This is a genomic window from Haladaptatus rarus, assembly GCF_054177585.1.
Genome location: NZ_JBPEHG010000004.1, coordinates 233362 through 252976, shown reverse-complemented (window position 1 = coordinate 252976; position 19615 = coordinate 233362). Strand labels below are relative to the sequence as shown.

General features: G+C 61.5%; 20 protein-coding genes and 1 tRNA gene. 11 read left to right on the top strand and 10 right to left on the bottom strand.

Annotated features, from left to right (window positions below; all coding sequences use genetic code 11):
- Positions 1-79: 79 nt before the first annotated feature.
- Together ACR3FE_RS12440 and ACR3FE_RS12435 are read left to right on the top strand one after the other, a co-directional pair.
- The gene (locus ACR3FE_RS12440) at positions 80-223 is read left to right on the top strand and encodes a hypothetical protein (RefSeq protein ID WP_458207447.1); all 144 of its coding nucleotides are present in this window, start codon (positions 80-82) and stop codon (positions 221-223) included.
- A gap of 150 nt (positions 224-373) precedes the next feature.
- On the top strand, positions 374-643 hold the full coding sequence (locus ACR3FE_RS12435; protein WP_458207446.1) for a hypothetical protein: 270 nt from the start codon (positions 374-376) through the stop codon (positions 641-643).
- Positions 644-943: 300 nt separating this feature from the next.
- Here the strand turns inward: ACR3FE_RS12435 and ACR3FE_RS12430 are convergent.
- The 4 genes from ACR3FE_RS12430 to ilvA all read right to left on the bottom strand — a co-directional run bounded on the left by ACR3FE_RS12430 (position 944) and on the right by ilvA (position 2925).
- Positions 944-1025 (bottom strand) — tRNA-Ser (locus ACR3FE_RS12430).
- Between the two features lie 42 nt (positions 1026-1067).
- Entirely contained in the window at positions 1068-1256 is a 189-nt protein-coding gene (locus ACR3FE_RS12425; RefSeq protein ID WP_458207445.1) for a DUF7981 family protein, read from the bottom strand.
- Positions 1257-1258: 2 nt separating this feature from the next.
- Positions 1259-1639 carry a Rid family detoxifying hydrolase gene (locus tag ACR3FE_RS12420; protein WP_458207444.1) on the bottom strand — a complete coding sequence of 127 codons (381 nt, stop codon included), beginning with the start codon at positions 1637-1639 and terminating at the stop codon, positions 1259-1261.
- 74 nt (positions 1640-1713) lie between these two features.
- A complete protein-coding gene (gene ilvA / locus ACR3FE_RS12415) occupies positions 1714-2925 on the bottom strand; it encodes a threonine ammonia-lyase (protein WP_458207443.1) in 1212 nt (403 codons plus the stop codon).
- Positions 2926-3198: 273 nt separating this feature from the next.
- Between ilvA and ACR3FE_RS12410 the strand changes: the two genes are divergently transcribed.
- Complete coding sequence (locus ACR3FE_RS12410; RefSeq protein ID WP_458207442.1) at positions 3199-5541, top strand: DEAD/DEAH box helicase; 2343 nt, start codon at positions 3199-3201, stop codon at positions 5539-5541.
- Here the strand turns inward: ACR3FE_RS12410 and ACR3FE_RS12405 are convergent.
- Positions 5510-6169, bottom strand: coding sequence for an HAD family hydrolase (locus ACR3FE_RS12405; RefSeq protein ID WP_458207441.1), 660 nt, complete (start codon positions 6167-6169; stop codon positions 5510-5512). The genes ACR3FE_RS12410 and ACR3FE_RS12405 overlap by 32 nt on opposite strands.
- A gap of 55 nt (positions 6170-6224) precedes the next feature.
- Positions 6225-7454: an RNA-guided endonuclease InsQ/TnpB family protein gene (locus ACR3FE_RS12400; protein WP_458207440.1), complete on the bottom strand. Its 1230-nt coding sequence runs from the start codon at positions 7452-7454 to the stop codon at positions 6225-6227.
- 333 nt (positions 7455-7787) lie between these two features.
- Here ACR3FE_RS12400 and ACR3FE_RS12395 point away from each other — a divergent pair, with 333 nt between their 5' ends.
- The gene (locus ACR3FE_RS12395; protein ID WP_458207439.1) at positions 7788-8528 is read left to right on the top strand and encodes a PDDEXK family nuclease; all 741 of its coding nucleotides are present in this window, start codon (positions 7788-7790) and stop codon (positions 8526-8528) included.
- A 65-nt stretch (positions 8529-8593) separates the two neighbouring features.
- On the opposite strand, the gene ACR3FE_RS12390 is transcribed toward ACR3FE_RS12395, so the two are convergent.
- Entirely contained in the window at positions 8594-8818 is a 225-nt protein-coding gene (locus ACR3FE_RS12390; RefSeq protein ID WP_458207438.1) for a hypothetical protein, read from the bottom strand.
- Positions 8819-8989: 171 nt separating this feature from the next.
- Between ACR3FE_RS12390 and endA the strand changes: the two genes are divergently transcribed.
- The 6 genes from endA (at position 8990) to ACR3FE_RS12360 (ending at position 14953) form a co-directional block, all read left to right on the top strand.
- Positions 8990-10021, top strand: coding sequence for a tRNA-intron lyase (gene endA / locus ACR3FE_RS12385; protein ID WP_458207437.1), 1032 nt, complete (start codon positions 8990-8992; stop codon positions 10019-10021).
- Complete coding sequence (locus tag ACR3FE_RS12380; protein ID WP_458207436.1) at positions 10018-11583, top strand: tryptophan--tRNA ligase; 1566 nt, start codon at positions 10018-10020, stop codon at positions 11581-11583. The genes endA and ACR3FE_RS12380 overlap by 4 nt, the downstream gene beginning before the upstream one ends.
- A 278-nt stretch (positions 11584-11861) precedes the next feature.
- Complete coding sequence (locus ACR3FE_RS12375; protein ID WP_458207435.1) at positions 11862-12575, top strand: phosphoribosyltransferase family protein; 714 nt, start codon at positions 11862-11864, stop codon at positions 12573-12575.
- A 93-nt stretch (positions 12576-12668) separates the two neighbouring features.
- Positions 12669-14102: an NCS2 family permease gene (locus ACR3FE_RS12370; RefSeq protein ID WP_458207434.1), complete on the top strand. Its 1434-nt coding sequence runs from the start codon at positions 12669-12671 to the stop codon at positions 14100-14102.
- Positions 14103-14182: 80 nt separating this feature from the next.
- Positions 14183-14431 (top strand): glutathione S-transferase N-terminal domain-containing protein, encoded by a 249-nt coding sequence (locus tag ACR3FE_RS12365; protein ID WP_458207433.1) that lies wholly within the window; start codon positions 14183-14185, stop codon positions 14429-14431.
- Positions 14432-14773: 342 nt separating this feature from the next.
- On the top strand, positions 14774-14953 hold the full coding sequence (locus ACR3FE_RS12360; protein ID WP_458207432.1) for a hypothetical protein: 180 nt from the start codon (positions 14774-14776) through the stop codon (positions 14951-14953).
- Positions 14954-15058: 105 nt separating this feature from the next.
- Here the strand turns inward: ACR3FE_RS12360 and ACR3FE_RS12355 are convergent, their stop codons facing one another.
- Entirely contained in the window at positions 15059-16006 is a 948-nt protein-coding gene (locus ACR3FE_RS12355) for a transcriptional regulator (protein WP_458207431.1), read from the bottom strand.
- 146 nt (positions 16007-16152) lie between these two features.
- Here ACR3FE_RS12355 and ACR3FE_RS12350 point away from each other — a divergent pair, with 146 nt between their 5' ends.
- Positions 16153-17421, top strand: a complete 1269-nt coding sequence (locus ACR3FE_RS12350) for a TiaS agmantine-binding domain-containing protein (RefSeq protein ID WP_458207430.1) — start codon at positions 16153-16155, stop codon at positions 17419-17421.
- An 18-nt stretch (positions 17422-17439) separates the two neighbouring features.
- Here ACR3FE_RS12350 and ACR3FE_RS12345 read toward each other — a convergent pair whose 3' ends face one another.
- On the bottom strand, positions 17440-18573 hold the full coding sequence (locus ACR3FE_RS12345; protein WP_458207429.1) for a threonine synthase: 1134 nt from the start codon (positions 18571-18573) through the stop codon (positions 17440-17442).
- A complete protein-coding gene (locus ACR3FE_RS12340) occupies positions 18573-19529 on the bottom strand; it encodes a succinylglutamate desuccinylase/aspartoacylase family protein (protein WP_458207428.1) in 957 nt (318 codons plus the stop codon). Before ACR3FE_RS12340 ends, ACR3FE_RS12345 begins: the two co-directional genes overlap by 1 nt.
- Between the last annotated feature and the right edge of the window lie 86 nt (positions 19530-19615).

The window sequence follows — 19615 nt, the reverse complement described above, 5'->3', positions numbered from 1 at the left end:
AGATACATCTGCCTCTCCTTCAACTATCGCTGCTACGTCGATCGAGCACCTCCAGTGCGATGACTACACGATGGATCGCATGAGTAAAAGCGAGAACAAGCCGGTGTATGCCAGAGTCTACGTTCAAAACAGCGAGCACCGCTATGCGGCAACGTCGTTACTCAGCGAGCCAGCGACGAACGCGACACCGATTCGATTTTTCGGCGAAGAGACGATGGGCTAGGGAAACACCGACTTCTACGTCGGAACGTGGGAAAAGGAGTGAGTCGAGGAGCCATCGGTTAGCTATCACCACGTCGAAAATCCATTTAACTCGACTGTCGTTGCAAACGCCGACGTTCGAATCGTCCGCAGGAACGAAACGATTCTCGTGGTGCGAATCGACGACGATGTGACGGCGAATGCGGCCGCCGAGAATACGGTCGCGCACAGTATGGCGACCGCACCACGCGGGTATTTCGAACTCACCATCGACACGACGACCGGCCATCTCAAACGAGCAGTCAAGACGATTACGACAGAATCCGGAACTACGGTGACCTATGAGTATCGGTTCAGTCGATACGGGCAGACGACGGTCGAGCGACCACAGGGCGTTCCTCGCTTCAGCCTGAAAGCCATCTTCTACGACGTGGTGTACTGAGTCTCGTCTGACTGAACAGTTCTCCCTTCATCTCTTTCACGAGTTCTGCTCCCAACTGACGGCCGTTTGAACTCCCGAGTGTGGCTCCTGCTACGCGGTGCTCACCGTGTAGTTCACTCGAAAACGCCGGGACTGGGATTTGAACTCGCCCAGACATTCCTGCTCGTTCGCTCGCGGTTTCACCGCTCGCACTCACTGCGCGGGCTGTGACTGGTCTGCTCGAATCCCGGTGTCGATTATCTGCTCACGTTAGCGTAAGCACACGCTACACGGTGCTTACGGACTTGTTCGCAGAAAATACGCCGGGACTGGGATTTGAACCCAGAATCCCATACGGGAACACGCTTTCCAGGCGTGCGCTTTGCCATTCGGCCATCCCGGCCTATTGGTTCGTAACCGGGTACGCGGTTTAAAGGCTTCTGTTCTAATCGAGATACCCGTCCGCGACGTAGGTGAGGATCGGCGCTCCGATCGCCACGACGAGGGCCGCACCGAGCTTCACGCCGAGCGAGTACCGATAGTCGGTGTAGAGTTCGTATCCTTGCAAGAGGACGAGAAAGACGAGGACACCGATGACACCCCACAGGAGACTCGCCTTGACGCGGGGGTTCACGCTTACTCGCCGCTGGCGATGGCTTCGATCTCGACGCCGACGCCTTTCGGGAGGTTGGCGACCTCGACGGCGCTCCGGGCCGGTGGGTTGTCCTGGAAGTACTCCCTGTAAGACTCGTTCATCTTGTCGAAGTCCTCGATATCGCCCAGGAAGACGGTCACCTTCAGCACGTCTTGCATGGTCAGCCCTTCCTCTTCGAGGATTCCTTTGACGTTCTCCAGGCTCTGGCGCGTCTGGACGGCGATATCTTCGTCGTCCAGCAGGTCGCCACTGGGTGTCATCGGTATCTGTCCGGCAGTGAATACGAGATCGCCGTTCGTCGTTGCCTGACTGTACGCCCCGACCGCCTCAGGGGCGTCCTGGGTGCTAATGGTGCGCTTCATATCGGTGTGTTCACCCGGCAGAACTTAAACCTACGTCAAAAGGAGACGAATCTCAGACGAACCCTCCGCGAAACTCAGACGAGAACTTCTACGTCGAAGCCGCTCTCTCGCAACGATTCGAGCAGGTTCTCGACGTGTTGTTGGCCGCGAGTCTCGAGATCGAGTTCGACCTCGGTCGCGTTCATAGCGATGTCGCGGGAGGTCCGGTCGTGCTGGATGGCGTAGATGTTCGCCTGCGCGTCGGCGATGACGTCGAGGAGTTCGCGGAGCGAACCGGGTCGGTCTTTGAGTACGGTTTTGATCTTCAGGTAGCGTCCCGTCTCGACCAGTCCCCGCATGATGACCGTCGTGAGAACGTTCATGTCGATGTTGCCGCCGCTCAACACCGGGACGACGACCTCGTCGTCGTCGTAGTCGAACTTCTCTTCGAGGATGGCCGCGAGCGAGACCGCTCCTGCACCTTCCACCAGCGTCTTACCGCGTTCGAGGAGGTACGCGAGCGCCACCGCCGTCTCCGAGTCCGAGACGGTGACGACCTCGTCCACGCGGTCGTCGATGACCTCGAACGTCTGTTGGCCGACGCTCCGAGTGGCGATTCCGTCGGCGATGGTATCCACGCTGTCGATCTCCTGCACCGACCCTTTCCGGAGCGAGTCGGCGATGCTCGACGCGCCTTCGGCCTGCACACCCACGATTCGTACGTCGGGGTTGTGTCCTTTGATCGCGGTTGCGATGCCGCTGATGAGTCCGCCGCCACCGATAGGAACGACGACGGTTTCCACGTCGGGCAGGTCGTCCAAGATCTCCAGTCCGATGGTGCCCTGTCCGGCCATCACCATATCGTCGTCGAAGGCGTGGACGTAGGTTCGCCCCTCCTCGCGTTCGATCTGGTGGGCCCGCTCGGCCGCCTTATCGTAGTCTTCGCCGTAGAGGACGGTCTCGGCACCGTAGTTCTCGGTCGCCCGAACCTTCGAGATGGGTGCGTGCTCGGGCATGACGATCTTCGAGTCCACGCCTACGCGCGTCGCCGCGAGCGCGACCCCCTGCGCGTGGTTGCCCGCGCTCGCAGTGACGACGCCAGCCGCTTTCTCCTCGTCGGAGAGCGTCTTGATGCGGTTGGTCGCCCCCCGAATCTTGAACGCTCCCGTGCGCTGGAACGTCTCCAATTTCAAGTGTACCTCTGCCCCTGTCATCCGAGTGAAGGTGTGCGAATAATCGAGCGGTGTGTGCCGGGCGGTCTCGGCGACTCGCTCTCGCGCCGCCAGCACGTCCTCCAGTTCTATCATGCCCGTCGGTAGTTTTCGTGGTCGCTTTATCGTTTGGGAAGCCACACAGGGACACTGGCGAAAACATACGGAAACCGAGCTCGTGTACTGAAATACGCTGGATTGGTGTACTGAAATGTACTGTTATGTACTGGCCTTCTGTATCGCTCACGTACCAGCAATCGTCCCTCTTCCGCGTCTTCTATCGCACTCGAAACGCGATTTCGGTCATCTCTCGAACGCATCAATCCGGTAAGGAAACGCCTTTCTGCTCCCCCCACTCCCTACGAAACGATGCAGGTCTCCGAGGCGGTTCCAGAATTCGCGGAGGCGTTCGCCTTCGACGAGTTCAACCGGATGCAAAGAGAGATGCTTCCCGCATTGCTCGACAGCGACGCCAACGTCGTCGCCAGTGCGCCCACGGCGAGCGGCAAGACCGCGCTGGCGGAACTCGCCATCTGTAAGGCGCTCCGCGACGGCGGCACGGCACTCTTCATCGCCCCCATGCGCGCGCTGACGAACGAGAAGGAAACCGAGTGGGAGCGGTTCGAAGAACTCGGCTACTCGGTCTACGTCGTCACGGGCGAGCGCGACCTGAACCCACGCCGGGCAGAGCGCGCGGATATCCTCGTGATGACGCCGGAGAAGACCGACTCGGCGACCCGAAAGCACGATTCGGCGCGCTACTCGTTTATCACGAACGTCGATTGCTGCGTCATCGACGAGGTTCACCTCCTCGACTCGGACAAGCGCGGGAGCGTCCTCGAAGTGACCATCTCCCGTCTGCGTCGGCTCTGTGACCCCCGCATCGTCGCGCTCTCCGCGACGATGCCGAACATAGACGACGTGGCCGAGTGGCTGGACGCCCCGCCGAAGACCACCTTCGAGTTCGGCGACGACTACCGCCCCGTCGATCTCCACGCCGACGTGAAGACGTACACCCACGGCGACAACTCCTTCGCCGACAAGTATCGCCGACTCTACCGGGCGCTCGACCTAGCGGAACCCCACGTTCGCGAGGACGGTCAGGCGCTCGTCTTCGTCGCCTCCCGACAGGACACCGTGCAGGCCGCGAAGAAGACCCGCGACGAGATCGCCGAACGCGACCTGCCCATCGGTGCGCGTGGCGACTACGACTTCCACACCGAGACCCAGGAGTTGCGGAACGAGACCCTGCGTAACTCCGTCCTCGATGGCGTGGCGTTCCACCACGCGGGACTGGCGAAGAACGACCGCGACCTCGTCGAGGAGTGGTTCCGCGCCGGGAAGATCCAGTTCCTCTTTTCGACCTCGACGCTCGCGTGGGGTGTCAACCTCCCAGCGAGGTGCGTCGTCTTGCGGGATACAAAGCTCCACGACCCCCTCGAAGGTGAAGTGGACATGAGTCCACTCGACGTGCTCCAGATGCTCGGACGCGCGGGCAGACCCGGCTACGACGACGTGGGCTACGGCTGGGTCGTCTGCGATTACGCGGACGCCGACAAGTACCGGAAACTGCTTCGTGAGGGCAAGGAGATCGAATCGAGACTCGCGGAAGACCTGGATTCCCACCTGAACGCCGAGATAGCGATGGGCACCATCTCGGACCTAGACGACGTGATGTCGTGGCTCGAAACCACGTTCTACTACGTCCGGGCGAAGAGCAAGCCCGACCAGTACGACTTCGAGAACCACCGCGAGCGTGTCAGAGCCACCCTCGAACGCCTCGTCGACCGCGGATTCGTGGAGACGGGTGACGACCTCGGCATCGAGGGAACCCCACTCGCCATGCTCGCCTCGAAGTTCTACCTCGACCTCGATACAGCCGAGCGATTTCGCACGCTCGCCGAGCAGGAGAATATCGGTGTGCCCGCCATCCTCGAAGCGGTCGCCGGGGCAGCCGAGTTCGACAGCGTGAGCGCCCGCCAGTCGGAGCGCGACGCTATCAACTCCGTGCTCGTCGGGCAGGATTCGGGCGACCTCGAAGCGGGCGGGCGGAAGGTGCTCGCCATCCTTCGCTCCAGCATGGCTGGCTCGACGCCTGCCGACTTGCGAAGCGATGCGTGGGTCATCCAGCAGAACGCGGTTCGCCTGCTCGCCGCGCTCCGCGCCTTCCTGAAGCGACTCGACCGTCCTGGTGCCGCGAACCTCGTCACGCGCGTCGAAGCCCGCGTCGAAAACGGAGTCGGGACGGACGCGGTCGGCCTCACTGCCATCGACGGTGTCGGTGCTGGCCGGGCGAGCAAACTGGCGACGGAAGGGCTGGAAACGCCCGCCGACGTGCGCGAGGCTGGCGTCGATGGACTCGTCGATTCCGGACTCTCGGAGGGTGTCGCAGAGCAGGTCGAAGCGGGCGCTCGTGATCTTCCCGACGTCGACATCGAGTGGGGTGACTTCCCAACGCGGATCGCTCGCGGCGAAAACGAGATGCGCGAGGTCGTCCTGCGAAATTGTGGACAGGGTGAACAGGCAGCGGTCGAAGTCACCGTCAACGGCATAGAGATGACCACGAAGGGCACCTATCTCGATGGAGAGACGGCGGTTCCGGTCGGCGTCTTCGGCGGCACCGACGACGAGATGGAGTTCGTCGTTCGCGTCGCGTTCCCCGACCTGCCACTCCTGCCGGTCAGTGACTCTCGGACGGTGCGGGTAGACTGAGCAGTTCGTCGCGCAGTTCGGCGGGTGACGAGACGACCACGTCCGCCGCCGAGAGGTCGAGTTCTTTCACCCCGTTCGGAAAGCCGACGCAGTAGGCACCTGCACGAACCGCCGACTCGACACCGTGTTTCGAATCCTCGACTGCGGCACATTCGTCTGCTCGCTTGCCGAGCTGTGCTGCTGCGTGCTCGTAGATGGCCGGTTCCGGCTTTCCGGGTGCGTCGATGTCTTCTGCACTCACGACAGCAGAGAATTCGAGGTCGAAGCGGTCGAGGACGATCTCGATCCAGTGAGGAGGTGATGACGAGACGAGGGCGACTTCCGTGCCTCGGTCGCACAGGCCGGCGAGGAGGTCGTGAAATCCATCCATCAGCGAGACGTGGTCGCCGTAGAGCTGCTGAGCGGCCTCATCATAGATGGCGACGAACTCGTCTTTCGTCGCCGTGGTCTCGTACTCGGAATCGAGGTAATCGTATATCTCGCGGTAGTTCATCCCGGTTATCTCGTCGGTAGAGACGTCGTCGGCCACCACCTCCGGGAAGATGGTCTCCTCTTCCAACTCCACCCAGAAATCCTCCGAGTTCACGATGACGCCGTCCATGTCGAACAGCACTGCCTTCATTTTCATCCACTTCTCCCGTCCGACTGAAAGTCCTTCCCCCGAACCTGTGAACTACCCCACCCTACTCGCTCATCGCTGATGCGGTTCGCTCCTTGAGGGTGGGGCTTCCTGCTTCCACGACGCGCTTTGCAGACACAGGTGTATCCGCAGGGAGCGCAGTCTCCACAGGCGTTGATTCGGAGTGTCCCACTCCTACTTTTTCGAGACCGCGAGAAAGGATGTTCCATGACGCATTCGCGTCTCTGTCTGCCTCGAACCCACACGCCGGGCAGGAATGCTCGCGTACCCACAACGGCTTGTCCGTCTCCGTTCCGCACGACGCGCATTCTTTGGTCGTGCCTCGGGGGTTTACGGCAACGAAGTGCGTTCCTTCGCGCTTGCACTTGTATTCGAGCATCCGCAGGAATGTCCCCCACGAGGCTCCGGCTCGATTCCGCGAGTTGCCCAGGAGTTCGACCAGCCCCTTCGCGTCCAAGTCCTCGACCGCTACAAGGTCGTACTCGCGGGCGTAGTAGTTCGATAACTTGTGGAGGAAGTCTCGGCGCTTCCGCTTCAGGTCGGCGTAGCGCTGAGCAACTGTCTTGCGTTGTTCCTCCCAATTGTTCGAGCCGTGTTCCTTCCGAGAGAGTTCGCGTTGGGCGCGTTCCAACCGGTCGCGCTCGTCGGAGAAGTCTGGTGACTTGACAGCAGTTCCGTCCGTATCATGTGCGTACTTCAGGATACCAACGTCAATCCCGACGACTCTATCTGGATTCTCCGGCTTCTCAGAAGTGCTTTCTTCCACGTCGATACCGAACGTGGCGAACCACTCGCCCGTGGGTTCTTGCTTGACTGTGACCTGTTTGATGGTCGCGTTCTCGGGGATGTCTCGGTGGAGGAGAATCGGGATTTCACCGATTTTGCTCAGCCACAGGATAGGCCGACCACTCGTATTCTTGAGTTTGAAGCCGGACTGGTTGTAGGTAAGCGACCGATACTCCCGAGGAGGCTTCCACTTGAGCATCCCCACAGCACGCCCATTCTCCTTCTGCGCTTTGAGCGTGGAGAGATTGTCGTAGACGCGCTTGACGACCATCTGCAACACTTTCGAGTGAACGTCAGTCAGGTCGTCCCACCACGATTTGAGGTCGGGGAGTGTCCCCTGTACCTTGTAGCGTGCTGGATTCTCGTCTTCCTCGTTGAGTTTGTAGAGGACGTGGTTGTAGAGTTGCCTGCAAGTATCGACGTGATGCAGAAGCGTCTCGGTGAGGGGTTCCGGTGGGTTGAGTCGATACTTGTAGTTGTAGTGCATCTATGACTCTCGTTCCTCGATAAGTTCGTCCAATTTTTCTTGGACGAACGAGGAAATGTTCAGGTGATTGTCCTGAATCCATTCCTCTTGGTCGTCACGGATGGAAATGTTCTTTCGCGTTGCCACAACACACTTTACACAACTTGTGTAAATAAGGTTTGTGGTTGACGTGGGCCTGTGGCCCGGTCGTTGCGGAGTGTCTGTGAGACGATGACGGCGCTGTATCCCCTCCCTACTGCGCTACTCGGTCGCTTCGCTCCATGCGTTGCTCCTTGAGGAAGGGGACTTAGCACCTGAATACAGTTAAATCGGAAACCGCGACCAACCCGGCCCATGACCGACACGATTCGCGTGTTCGCAGGCGACTGCACGATTACGACGGATGGCGACACCAAACAGCGACGGCGGGGCGAGATGGTCGCCGTACTCAAACCCGACGACACCCTCCTCGTTCACGACGTGGACGGTTACCAGCCAGTCGAGTGGCTCACGCGGGCCGAGACCGCCCACGCCTCTCTCGATGGTGATAGCTTCACCCTTGTTGCGGCGACGAGCGACCGCCGTCTTCGGGTGGACTGTCACACCTGCTACGGGATATCCCGGTACCTCGGTTCGAAGGCTGGCATCCCGGTCGGCACCTGTTCCCACTGCGACGACACGCTCACACGAGCGAACGACACCGTCTCCTGTCTCGATTGTCGGCGGGAGTACACCATCCCTCGTCGGGCCAGCGTCGGCAGTGATACCTGTGACTGCGGACTCCCTACGATGCGCGTCGAGCGCGGCGAGCAGTTCGAACTCTGTCTCGACCGCGACTGCGGAACCATCCTCGATGCAGTCCGGGAGCGATTCGATTGCGAATGGGACTGCCCGGACTGCGGAGCAGACCTTCGGATCTTGCGCCGTGGCGGAATCATCGCTGGCTGTGACCGTTATCCCGACTGCGAAACTGCATTCAGTGTCCCCGAGGGGCAGATCGTGACGACCTGCGACTGTGGTCTCCCGACGTTCCAGACGCGAACCGGACGGCGCTGTCTCGACAGCGATTGCGACGAATCGCTCTCAGCAGGCTAAGCTCTCCACGACGAGCGTCCAACGGCCTACTCCGAACGCGGATTCTCCGCGTTCGGAGTTCGGATTCACTCCCCCGTCACGTATCTCGAAACCCCGACCACGAGCGCGACGAGTCCGATGAACCCCACGAGTGAGACAGACATGGCGTAAAATAACCCGCCGAAGTCGTTCCCGAGAAGGGTGAGGCTGAGATACGCGATCACGAGGAACAATGCTTCGATACCGACGAATCGCAACAACCACGGATGTGTCGCAAACCACCGGCGAAGTTGGGCTTGTTCGGTACTCACGGTTGTGTGATCTCGTAACATAGTAAGACACTTCAAAACTGTGCCATGAATATCATGGCAGTTTAAAGGGACCCCGTCGTTCGGGAAAGCGAGTTCCTTTGTGAGAGATACGAGCCGTGTTTCCCGTCGAAGAGTCGCAGTGCCTTTGACGCCACACACGACAGAGATGGTATGGAAGGACGCCTACGCGACGACGAAGTATACGTTGGTGGTGACGCCCGCCAGCGCTACTACGATTCGCGGGGATACGGTCGCCCGCTCGATGGGAACGAGATCGCGCTCTCGCGCGTCGAGGCTGCCCATCTCCTGCTCCGTGACGACCTCGACTCGGTCGAGGGAAAGGGATTCCACGAGTTCCTGCAGGACTCGACTGGCGATGGCTTCGTCGCCCGATTTCTCGTCTACACCGACTTGCGCGAACGCGGGTTCTACCTCTCGCCCGACCGCTCGGGATGGGTGTACGACCCCCTCCCCAACTCGGATTTCGTCGTCTATCCCCGAGGGAGTGGGCCGTGGGACGACGACGTACTCTACCGCCTTCGCGTCGTCAGCGAACGCGAGACGATCCCCGCCTCGCAGTTGGGCGACGTGGCGCTGGCGGTCGTCGACGAAGAAAGCGAGATAACCTACTTCGAAACCGACCGCGTCGACGTTCACGGCACGACCGACCACGACGTGCCGGGCGACCTCTCGGGGACACTCATCGCCGACCAGGTGTTGCTGTGGAACCCGCCGGACGTACTCCACCAGCGGTCGTTCTACGGTCAGTCGATGGGCGGGCGCGATTCCGCAGGCGCGCTCCAGCTATCGCTCGTCGAAGCGGCCCACCTCGTCGCGGACGGAAAACTGGCGGTCGACGGCGGCTACGAGGAGATCGTCGCCCGCGGTCGGGACGTGGAAGGCGAGCGATTCGACCGCCGTCTGCGGGTCTATCGCGCACTTCGGGAGCGAAACGTCGTCCCGAAGACTGGGTTCAAGTTCGGTGCCGACTTCCGAACCTACGCCGACGTGGCGTCGGTCGACGACCTCGGCCACTCGGAATTCCTCGTTCGCGTGCTCGGCGAGGATCACGAGTTCGTTCCGCGCGACCTCGCGCTCGACGTTCGACTGGCCCACGGGGTGCGGAAGCGAATGATTTTTGCGCTCGTCACGGATACCAAACAGATAGCGACCTGGCTTTCGGTCACGCGACTCACACCATGACACGAGACGATAGATTCGAATCGGAGGGGGCAGAGCTAGCACCCGATGGCGGTACCGCCGCGGGTGAAGACGAAGTTGCACTCGACCCGTGGGGGTCGGCGACCATCTCCGACTACCGAAAGCTGTTCGAGGAGTTCGGTATCGAGGAGTTCGACGACGTCCTCCCCGACGTTCCGAATCCACACTATCTGATGCGCCGTGGGGTCATCTTCGGCCATCGTAACTACCGTCGCGTGGCGCGCGCCATGCGCGATGGCGAGCCGTTCGCCGCGCTCTCGGGATTCATGCCGACGGGCGACCCCCACATCGGGCACAAACTGGTGTTCGACGAACTCATCTGGCACCAACAGCAAGGTGGCGACACCTACGGTCTCATCGCCGACCTCGAAGCTCACAGCGCCCGCGGCCTCTCGTGGGAAGAGATCGACGACCACGCCCGCGACTATCTGCTTTCACTACTCGCGCTCGGATTCGACGCCGAAGAGGGAACGCTCTATCGGCAGTCGGAGAACCGCGAACTCCAGAACCTCTCGTTCGAACTCGGGTCGAAGGCGAACTACTCGGAGTTCCAGTCCATCTACGGCTTCGACGGCGAGACCAACGTCTCGCACGTCCAGAGCGTCGTCACGCAGATGGCGGACATCCTCTACCCGCAACTGGACGAGCCGAAGCCGACGGTCATCCCCGTCGGCCCCGACCAGGACCCCCACGTCCGACTGGCCCGCGATCTTGCGGTTCGGATGCGCTATTTCGGCGTGACGAAAGCCTACGCGAGTTTCGAGGCGGACGAGGAAGAACTGTCTCACGTCGCGGCGACCTACGAAGCGCGCGAGGAGTACGCCGAAGACCCCGAGATGCCCCGGTGTGAAGAAGCCGCGGAATGGCTGGCCGAACACAGCGATACCGACATCCCTGCCGTCGAGACGACCATCCACAAGCTTGAAAACGCGGGGATGGAACCCCTCCGCCCTCGCGTCCGGTTCCTCGACCGCAACGCTACCGAGGAGGCGTTCGAAGCTCTCATCGAAGCTATCGACGGCGAGAAGCGCGTCTTCGACGAACATATCGACGTCTTCGATCTCTCGCGGGAGGACGCCGAAGAACTCGCCCGCGAGGTGGAGATGGAAAACGGCGGCTACGGCTTCGTGATGCCCTCCTCGATCTATCATCGGTTCATGACCGGGCTGACGGGGGGCAAGATGTCCTCGTCGGTTCCGGCGAGCCACATCAGCCTACTCGACGACCCCGAGGAGGGGTACGACAAGGTCAAATCCGCGACGACAGGTGGGCGCGAGACGGCGGAACTCCAGCGGGAGTTGGGCGGGAAAGCCGACGAGTGCCCGGTGTACGAACTCTACGCCTACCTCCTCTCGGGTGACGACGACGAGTTCGCCAAAGAAGTGTACGAAGAGTGTGTCGGCGGTGAGCGGCTGTGCGGTGACTGCAAGGAGCAGGCGGCGCAGTTGATGCGAGAATTCCTGGAAGAGCATCAGGAGAAACGAGCGGAGGCCGAGGAGATTCTGGACGGACTGGATATCGAACTGGAATCGTCTCGAAGGTAGCGGGTTCGGGAGAGGCGGAAGACGGAACGGTGTTCTCGAACGACCTTCGAAGACGATCAGAATCATTCTCGCTGCATGAGCATCGAACCGGTTCACGGAGGATTCCGTGGAGATACACTCCGCGGTGATGTACTGGTTTGTACTGATATGTACTGGGCGAAACCTCGGGATAGAGGGCTGGCGACGGCTCGTTCATCACGAGTGATACACGCTTTTGTCTAGTCTCCGCTCGTCTGCCATCGAAGTGTTCAAGGTTGCACGATGGTGAGGGTTGGGGTATGAACCGAGCAGAGAAGGCCAATCTGCAATTACAGGCCGTCTCCGTCCTCCGGATGTTGAAGGAGACGCGCACCTACGACGAACTCGCCGAAGTGACCGGCCTCCCCGCAGGGGATCTGAACCGCTACGTGAACGGCCACGTCCTGCCCAGTACCGACCGTGCGGAGGCAGTCGTGGAGGGCGTCGGTCGCGACGAACTCGCGACGGAACTCCAGGCACGCACCCGCCTCGACCCCGAGGGGTACGTGGACAACTCCGGCGTCGTCTTCGACCAGGCGTTTCTCGACCTCGTCGCCCCCGTCGCCGCAGAGACGTTCGGCTTCGACCACCCCGACGTGGTGTTGACCGCCGCGACCGACGGCATCACCCTCGCCGCCGCGATGGCGTCCTACTTCGGCGCTCGCTGTGCCTACGCCAAGAAGTCGAAAGAGACCGCCGTCGAGGAGTTCATCGAAGCCCGCCAGCGACTCGCCTCCGGCATCGAACTCACCTACTACCTCCCCGCCTCGGCTATCGCACCCAGCGAGACGGTGCTGGTCGTCGACGACCTCATCCGCTCCGGCGAGACACAGGAACTCCTCCTCGATATCGTGGATGACGCAGACGCCGACGTGGCCGGTGTCTTCGCCCTTATCGCGGCAGGAACCGAAGGCATCGAGCGCGCACAAGGGCGGACGGACGCCCCTGTGGGTGCGCTGGCGTCGTTCGAGTGACGAACCCGACCGATATGCAAACTCGTGCATAATCTTGCCACATTAGACGAAAATCTTTAAATAGATACCAACAAGCATGCTCAACCGTGCAACATGGGCGCGCTAGGTGAGTTCTTCGATTTCGACGAGCACGAGACAGACCTCAGAACAGAGGTCATCGCGGGAATCACGACGTTCCTGACGATGTCCTATATCGTGGTGGTCAACCCGGCCATTATGACGATGTTCCCCGGCGATAACGGCAAACCGGGGATCGCCATCGAGGGCTACACGCCGGGCGAGGTACAGCAGATGCTCGCCGTCGTCACCATCCTGTCGGCGGCGGTCGCCATCTTCGTGATGGCCTTCTACGCGAAACGACCGTTTGCCCAAGCGCCGGGGCTCGGCCTGAACGCCTTCTTCGCGTTCACGGTCATCGGAACGCTCGGCATCCCGTGGCAGACCGCCCTCGCGGCGGTCGTCACGGAGGGTATCATCTTCATCATCCTCACGGCCATCGGGGCGCGAAAGTACATCATCTACCTGTTCCCTGAACCCGTCAAGTTCGCCGTCGGGACGGGGATCGGCCTGTTCCTCGCCATCATCGGTCTGGAGGAGATGCGGATCATCGTCGACGACCCGGCGACCCTCGTCACGCTCGGAAACGTCGCCCAAGACCCCATCGCTATCCTCTCCGTCGTCGGCCTGTTCGTCACGCTCGCGCTCTACGCTCGCGGCATGACCGGTTCCATCATCGTTGGTGTCCTGCTGACGACGGTTCTCGGCGGCGTCGTCACCTTCGCGGGAATGGTCGACCCCGGCGTCGTCGCACCCGCGTTCGTCGAGAACGGCGGGTTCGACTTCACGAAGATGACGCAGGCCCAGTACGACATCACGCCGCTCGTCGGCGCGTTCGTGTCCGGGTTCAGCAACGTGGACGCCTTCGCGTTCTCGCTCATCGTCTTCACGTTCTTCTTCGTGGACTTCTTCGACACCGCAGGAACGTTGACCGGTGTCGGCCAGGTCGCCGGATTCCTCGATGACGACGGCAACCTTCCAGACGTTGACAAACCGCTGATGGCCGACGCAGTCGGCACGACGGTCGGCGGTATCCTGGGCACCTCGACGGTGACGACCTACATCGAATCCGCGACCGGCGTCGAAGAAGGTGGCCGAACCGGCATGACCGCGCTCGTGGTCGGTCTCCTCTTCCTGGCATCGCTGGCGCTCGTCCCCCTCGCGGCGGCGATCCCCCTCTACGCCTCGCATATCGCGCTGGTCGTCGTCGCCATCATCATGCTCGGGAACGTCACCGACATCCAGTGGGACGACATCACCCACACGATTCCGGCAGGCATGACCATCATCATCATGCCACTGACGTTCTCCATCGCCTACGGTATCGCGGCGGGCATCGTCAGCTACCCCATCGTGAAGGCGGCGACGGGCGAGTGGCGTGACGTTCGCCTCGGCCAGTGGGTGCTCGCGTTCGCGTTCGTCGTCTACTTCATCGTCCGAACCGGCGGCTTCCTCGCGGCGAACGTCTAAACCGCGTTTTCTCCCCCGCAAATCCGGAAGATTTGCTCGTTAACATCACACTCTTATTTCGGACATCCCTATGCAGGGGTATGCCAAACCTCGAACTGTACGAACTCGAAGGCTGCCCGTTCTGTGCGAAAGTGAGGCGGAAGTTGGACGAACTCGGACTCGACTACGAATCCCACCTCGTCCCACGCGCACACGCAGAGCGAACCGAGGTGAAAGAACTGAGCGGGCAGACCGGTGTTCCCGTGCTGGTCGATCCCGAACACGGTGTCGAAGGGATGCCGGAGAGCGACGACATCGTGAATTATCTCGAAGAAACCTATGGGGTTTAAAAATACTTCAAATATTAACGGAGAGAGTTAACTCATAACACACCCTCCTCGAAAGTACGACGATACGTTGGTACCCGCGACGAAGTGAGCACAACACGCAAAACAGAAGCCGAGTACAGCTTGCAAACGAGTATCGCCCGCAAAGAGTACCGCCTGCGAACAAAGTATCGCCTGCAAAAGAGTACCACCTGCATACGAGTACAGCCTTCAAACGAGTATCGAGCGACAAAACGACGCAAGCCACGCCGTCTATACCTTGGTGCTACCGGTCCCCGCAAGGGGGCATCACCATTTTCGCATCGGGCCATCCGATTTACGTATTCTCCGAGTGTCGTGACAGCTATGACGACACGACGCAAGTTACTCGGTGCAACTGGACTGTTCCTCGGTGGACTCGCTGGCTGTGCACGATTCGGCGGCGGCGAAGGTGGCGAGGGTGGCGAAGGCGGAGAAGGCGGTGAAGGTGGCGAGGACGGCGAGGACGGAGAAGGCGGTGAAGGTGGCGAGGACGGCGAAGGCTGAGCCGGGAATGGCGGAGACTGAGCCGAGAGTGAGGAAGGGTGTGAGAATGAAGAAGATGGCGAAGGCAGTAAGGGTGAAGAGGAAAGAGAGGACTGAGTCGAAACCTTACGCTTCAGCTCGCTCCCGGATCAGCTTCCGGAGTTCGTCGGGATCGTCGATGCCCTCGACTTCGTCACGCTCGACCAGCGCGGTGCCTTCGACGGTCTCTCGTCGCGTCGAATCCACGAAATAGACCGACCGGGTGCGGGCGACGCGGCTGATCGAGCTCATGATCCGAGCGCGCTTCTCGGCGGTACGGTTGAACGTCGAATGACTCGTCAAGACGCGGTCTTCCTGGTCGTCCTCGCTCACCGTCTTGAACGGCGCACGGGTGGTCGGGTGAACCGTGAAGCCGACACGGGTAAGCACGGAGAACATGTGCTGGTCGTCCGGTTCGGCATCCGGTTCCTCCAGGTCGGGTTCCTCGGAGACTTCCTCGGCGCTGTCGAACACCTCCACCGGACTCGTCAGTTCGCGGTCGAACATGTCTTCGAGTTCGATGGCCACGTCCACGCTCGCGTTCATTCCGTCTTCGTACTTCGAGACCGTTCGACGCGAGACGCCGAGCTCGTTGGCGAGTTGGCCGAGACTCCAGCCACGTTCCTTGCGCTCGTCCTGTAAGATGTCGCCGTCGATGTTGACGTACAACCCGCCGGGGGCAGCGTACACCAGCGGTGGCACCCCTTCGAGGAAGAGGTCGAGCGCCGTGTCGGGATTGAAAACCGGCACGCCGTGGCGGAAGTACACCACACCGGGTTCGAGATCTTGATTTCTCGAGCGCAGACCGATGACCATCGGCGTCGCATCGAGGTAGGTTCCGAGTCGACGCATCTCCACGCCGGTCGTGGCGTCGAATGCGTCAATATTTCCGAGGATCTTCAGCAACAACAGGTCTGGTCCGCGCCGTGCTGCTACGTCGAAACTCTTTGGTCGGATAGCACACCGGTCGCTAACCACGAATCCCGCATCGTCGAGCATCGAGGTCACGTTGCCGACCAGTGCAGACCGGGACATGGTGAAAGGTAAGTGATTCCAGTATAAATACGTTTTGCCAAACCACCTCGCCGCAGTCTTGCGATTGCAAGCATCGGCGACGATAGATACATATACTGCAACGCTGCTCCGAAAGTCGTTAATCCGCCACGCGACAATCCTCGGACGTGACGGTCATCGGTCTCGACGACACCGACTCCCGTGAACGCGGGATGTGTACGACCTACCTCGCGACGCGCGTCGCAGACCGCGTACGAGCGTCGGGAGGTGCTGTAGAGCGACTGCTCCTCGTTCGGCTCAATCCCGCCGTGAAACACAAGACGCGAGGGAACGCCGCACTCGCGGTACACACCGACCTCGACCCGAAGCAGGCGTTCGAACTCGCGCAGGACGAACTTGAAGCCGCCGCCGAGACCGACGACCCCAGGACGAATCCCGGCCTCGTCGTCGCACCGCACGCCCCCGAAGACGCCCCGGACGAAGTCGCCGAATTCGCTCACGATGCAGTCCGAGAACTGCTCTCCCGCGAGGACGCCGAGCGACTGATCGAATCGGCGGGCTATCGCCACGCAGGCTGGAAGAACGCTCGCGGAAAGATCGGCGCACTCGCGGCGGTCGGCAGTTGGGCGGCCTTCTCGGAGTGGACCTACGAACACATCTCCTACCGCGAATCAAAGCGTTGGGGAACACCGCGCGAAATCGACTTCGACTCGCTGTTCGAAGCCGCAGACGACGCCTATCCCCTCGCGTGGGACACGATCGACCGCGGAACCGACGAGGCGGTCTGTGTCCCTCACACACCCTGTCCCATCCTCCACGGAATCCGCGGCGACGACCCGGACGCAGTCCGGCGAGTCGCCGAGCGAATCGACGGCGAACCGGTCGCTAAAAGCGCGCTGTTCGTGACGAATCAGGGAACCGACGCCCACCTCCGGAACGCCGACCTCAGCGATGTGCAGGATGGTCGCGCCTACCAAATGACAGGAACCGTCGCTTCGGAACCGGAAACGCGCCGAGGAGGACACGTCTTCTTCACCCTCACAGACGAGGAGACCGACCTGCGCTGTGCCGCCTTCGAACCGACGAAGCGATTTCGAAATCTCGTCAGAAATCTCCGCCCGGGCGACCGAATCACGGCCTGTGGTGAGGTCGCACAGGGAACCCTGAAACTGGAGAAGTTCGCGGTGCGCGAACTCGATACGACCGAACTCGTCACCCCGAACTGCCCGGACTGCGGACGCTCGATGAAGAGTGCGGGGGTGGGACAGGGCTATCGCTGTCGAGATTGCGGAACGCGAGCAGAGGGAAAGGTCGAGCGAGAAGTCGAGCGTGATCTAGAACTCGGATGGTACGAGGTGCCGCCGGAAGCCCGTCGTCACATCGCCAAACCGCTCGTTCGCGGTGGATTCGACGCGCCGACACACCCCGAGCGGTGAGGGGTATCTTTCCAGCGACTACGATTTCAGCCCGTGACCGGTGAGTGGAACGACCACGTCAGCATCCTCGGCGAGGACGCCGCGCTCACGGTACGCCGACAGACCTGCGACTGCCACGGCGCTCGTCGGCTCGACGTAGAATCCCGTCCGGTGGAGTCGGTCGAGCGCCTCTTGGGTCGCCTCTGCATCCAGCGCGATCGCGTCCCCCCCAGTCGCTTCGATGGCGTCTACGATCTGCTCTCTACGGGCGGGGTGGGTGATCTGGATGCCGTCGGCCACGTCGTTTCGGCCTTCGTCCGTGTTGCCCCCATCGGTTTCGTTCTCATCGGTGTCACCCTCACCGAAGTCGTGCAATTCGTCGGCGATGGGTGCGACACCCTCGGCCTGCACGCCGAGGAGTCTGGGCATCTCGTCGATCCACCCCGCGTCGGACAGGGCACGGAAACCACGGTACGCACCCAAAAAGAGCGTGCCGTGACCGAGCGGGCTGACGACGGCATCGGGTACCGACCAGTCGCGCTGGGCGGCCAGTTCCAGTGCGAAGGTCATCGTTCCGGCGAAGAAGGCCGGATTCCACGCGTGGCTGGCGTACCAGCCCTCACCTGCTTCGACCGCCTCGATACAGGCGTCGGTCACGTCCTGTCTGGTTCCTTCGATCCGAACCGGGGTCGCGCCAGCGCGCTCGATGGCCTGGAGTTTCGACGCCTTCGCGTCCGCCGGGACGTAGATCTCGGCGTCGATTCCGGCCCGTGCCGCATACTGGGCGATGGCCGCCCCCGCGTTGCCCGAGGAATCTTCGAGCACCGTTTCGACGCCGAGTTCGGCAGCGCGTGAGAGGGTCGCGGTCGCACCGCGGTCTTTGAAACTTCCCGAGGGGAAGACGCAGTCGAGTTTGAACTGGGCGTTCCAGTCGTCCGCGTCCACCAGCGGGGTGAATCCTTCACCGAGGGTGACGACCTGCCGGACGGGAAGGAACTCCGAGAAAGCCCAGAGGCCCTCTCGCGTATCGATCTCGGTGAAGTCCGGGGCAGGGCGGTCGGGGAGCGGTCGCCCGGCGAAGTCGAGCGGATGGCCACACTCGCACCGCCACGGTTCGTCCGGCCCGGCGGGGTAATCGCGCCCGCAGGCCGAACAAGAGAGGTAGTTCACCATCAGTACTGGTCGATATCGGTGCCGACCGAGCAGACGTACTCACCAGTGGCGACCTGTGGGAGGCGGCGGGAGCGCCAGAAGATGCCAGCCTTGTCGGCAGTGACTTCGGCTTTGAGTTTGCCGAACACGTCGGTCACTTCGAAGAGGACGTCTCCCGGTGCCACCTCGTCGCCGAGGTACTTCTGATAGGTGACGATACCGCCGCTCGGTGCGCCGTAGCGGTCGAATCCCGTCGCTCGCGTCTGCGGTTCGAGGTCGACGCTTCCGTCGAGGAAACCGTAGTAATGCAGGACGTTGAACACGCCATCGACGCCGTACTGGATGCTCTCTTCGTCCCAGCCGACACAGCCGCCGAGTTCCGGGTCGATGGTCGGGATTCCCTCGTCGGGGGCGGCACGAGCGAGTTGTCCGTCCGGTCCCTTCTGGTCGAGCACGTAGCCACAGCCGAACACCTTGGCGAGTTCGAGACTCTGCTCGTGTAGACGGTGACGTGGGCCACAGCGCACGCGAGCCTCGTTTATCATCCGACTCGTCGAACCCTGATGGAGGTCGATCACGAGGTCGGCGCGCGACGCGATCTCGAAGGTTGCCGCCGCGATTCGCTCACTCGACGTTCCCGACTCGTTGCCGGGGTACGCGCGATTCATCTTCGTGTCGTCGATGGGGTTGCGGTGTTCTGCGACCTGAAATGCGTGGTAGTTGACGATGCCGACGACGAGGATCGTTCCCGAGATCTCCTCGGGTGCGAGCTGTGGCACGACGCGCTTGACGACGCCGAGGCCGTTGAGTTCGTCGCCGTCGCTCACAGCCTGGATGTACAGCGTTTTCCCCTCTTTCGCACCGTTTATGACGGCGACGGGGAGGCCGAACTGGCTCCCGTCGCGGGTCTCTCCCACCGGGAGGCGACCCGTATCGACTTCTCCGGGGGCCGCGCTCGCCGTTCCGAGCGTTGTCATTACCGTTACACCGTTGCCGAACACCCTTAGCAGTTCGGTATTGCGGTTCACGTCCGGTGGAACTATGCAGAATCGGTGTAATCACT